Source organism: Murinocardiopsis flavida, from assembly GCF_003014485.1.
Lineage (GTDB): Bacteria > Actinomycetota > Actinomycetes > Streptosporangiales > Streptosporangiaceae > Murinocardiopsis > Murinocardiopsis flavida.
Map to the genome: position 1 here is coordinate 1 of NZ_PYGA01000062.1, position 2,453 is coordinate 2,453.

Annotated in this window: 1 protein-coding gene and 1 pseudogene; both read left to right on the top strand. The window is 69.2% G+C overall.

The window, feature by feature from the left end:
* The first annotated feature begins 157 nt into the window (after positions 1-157).
* Positions 158-1,699, top strand: a complete 1,542-nt coding sequence (locus CLV63_RS33005; RefSeq protein ID WP_245929325.1) for a replication initiator — start codon at positions 158-160, stop codon at positions 1,697-1,699.
* Positions 1,700-1,734: 35 nt separating this feature from the next.
* A pseudogene (locus CLV63_RS33010) lies at positions 1,735-2,453 on the top strand (hypothetical protein); the annotation flags it as partial.

The window sequence follows — 2,453 nt, forward strand, 5'->3', positions numbered from 1 at the left end:
CGGGAACTGGACTCCCTGACTGAGGAAGTCAAGCGGGCGATCGCCCGGCGCAAGCTCCCTCCGGTGCGAACCCCGATCGATGCGATCCGGTTGCGCGTGTTCCTGTGGCGCTTCCTCTACTCCCCCGAATGGCCCACGGTCGATTCGGTGTGGCCGCATGAGTAGCGACACCCTGTCCCCCGGCATGCGCGCGATGGCCGCGCGGGTGTCGGGGGACGACTATCCGGCCTGGCGGCGCCAAGTCGAACGCGTGAAATTCTGCTCGCGTCCGGTGCGGGTAGCGGGCCACGCCTCGGCAGTGGACCCTTCGTCGGGAGAGGTTCAGGCGTCGTTCTCCTCGGCGGACCAGCCGGACGGAACGCTGCTGATCACGTGCGGGGACCGGCGGGCGGCGGTGTGCCCGTCGTGCGCGGAGACCTATCGCCGCGACATGTGGCATGTCGTCGTGAGTGGCCTTCAGGGCCGGACCTCGGCTACCTCCTCGGGCACACATACGGGGGCGCGGGGGGCGGCGGTGGAAACCGCGGTGCCGACCAGCGTCGCGTCACATCCACGCCTGTTCATCACATTGACGGCGCCGTCGTTCGGGCCGGTGCACCGCGCGGGCGGAGCAGCCTGCCGTCCGCGCTCCGGTAGAGGGCGGACCTGCCCCCACGGGCGGCCGGCAGGCTGCGGACTGGTGCATGAGACAGACCACCAGGTCATCGGCTCCCCGCTGTGCCCTGAGTGCTACGACTACACCGGGGCCGTTCTGTGGAACGCGCACGCGGGCGAACTCTGGCGGCGTACCCGGATCGGGATTGACCGGGCGCTGGCGCCGGTGGCCTCGGACGCGACCGGTGACCGGGTAACGGTGGCCGGGGTGCGTGACCTGCTCCGCGTGTCCTATGTGAAAGTCAGTGAGTTCCAGCGGCGGGGCCTGGTGCATCTCCACCTCGTGGTGCGCCTCGATGGGGTGGACCCGGACGGCGGCGGTGACATCGTGGCTCCCCCGGTCTGGGCGACGGCCGATCTGCTGGCCTCGGCGGTGCGGCGCGCGGTGGGCACGGCGGCGGTGCCGCTGCCGTCTCCGGACGGCACACTCCGGGTTGCCCAGTGGGGCACTCAGGTCGATATCTCCGACGTCTCGGTGGGCGGCGCGGTCGGCGACAGTCGGCGCGTTGCCGCGTATCTGGCCAAGTACGCGACCAAGACGGCTTCTGACTCCATCGGGGCCTCGGGGGTGCTCGCCTCGCGCTTCCGCCGTTTGCATCGGAGGTGGCTGCGCCGCAAGGTTGGGGCGCATCTGGCGCGGATGGTCGAAACCGCGTGGGATCTCGGCGGACGACGCGACCTCGCTCCCCTGAAACTTCGGTCCTGGGCTCACACGCTCGGTTTCAAAGGCCACTTCGCGACCAAATCGCGCCGCTACTCCGTGACGCTGGGGGCGCTGCGGGCGGCGCGGCGGGTGTGGCGCGCGGGCGAGTCGGTGCGGGCGGGGCGGGCGGACGTCTGGGCCTCGGCGCGGGCCTCGGGTGCGGCGGTGGTGGGTGACTGGGCCTATGTGGGGCGCGGGTACCGCACCTCGTCCGATGCCGATCTGGCGGCGGCGATGGCGCGCGAGCACGCGATCGCGGTGGAGGAATACCGCGATTTGAAACGGCGTGAATCCGACGTGGATTACTGGTCCACGCTGACCCATTATCCGGGCGACCTCTAGCCCTGTTCCCCCCAATCTTCGGACGGTGGTTTATCGTGCGTGCACTTCGCCGCGTCCTGCTCGTCACCATTCTTGTCGTTCTTCCGGTCCTCTCTTCCCCGTCGGCGGTCGCTGTGGCTTTGCCGGGGTGTGAGGGTGAGCCGTATCCGGTGCCGGAAGCGGCAACCGACGGGGTGTCCGGGATGCTGAGCAACCCGGTTGGGAAAGACGATGCAAAACCGCTCATCCCGCTCTCTGAGGTGGATGCGGGGAAACGGGCGGACGGCTCGACCCCTTACCTGTCGGAGGATCTGTATCGGGAGTACGGGGGCTCGGGGCTGACCTGGCACACGGTCACGGAATCGTGTGTGGACAAAATGGGTTCGGCGCCGGTGGCGGCGATGGCGGATTTCATCTGGTCAATCGCGGTCACCATTAATCTGGTCACGATCCGCGTGTATGAGCTGGCGCATGACGGCGCGGTCTCGGCGACCATGGGAATGTTCGTCCAGGATGCGGTACTGGCAATGTCCCGTTCGTTCTACTGGCCCCTGCTGCCCATTGTCGTGATCCTGGGCGCGGTCTGGATGATGTGGACGGGCCTGGTCGAGCGCAAGGCGGTGCTGACCGCCCAGGGGGCGGGGTGGATGGTCGGGGCCGTGGTCGGCGCGGTGGTGGTGCTGGGGGCGCCCGGCGATGTCATGCAGGCGGCGGGGCGGGTGACGCTGATCGGCTCCGATGCGGCGACCTGGATTGTGTACCCGGTGCCGACAGG

Excerpts from the sequence above, each read along its gene's own strand:
- CLV63_RS33005 (WP_245929325.1), top strand. The coding sequence starts at position 158 with ATGAGTAGCGACACCCTGTCCCCCGGCATGCGCGCGATGGCCGCGCGG.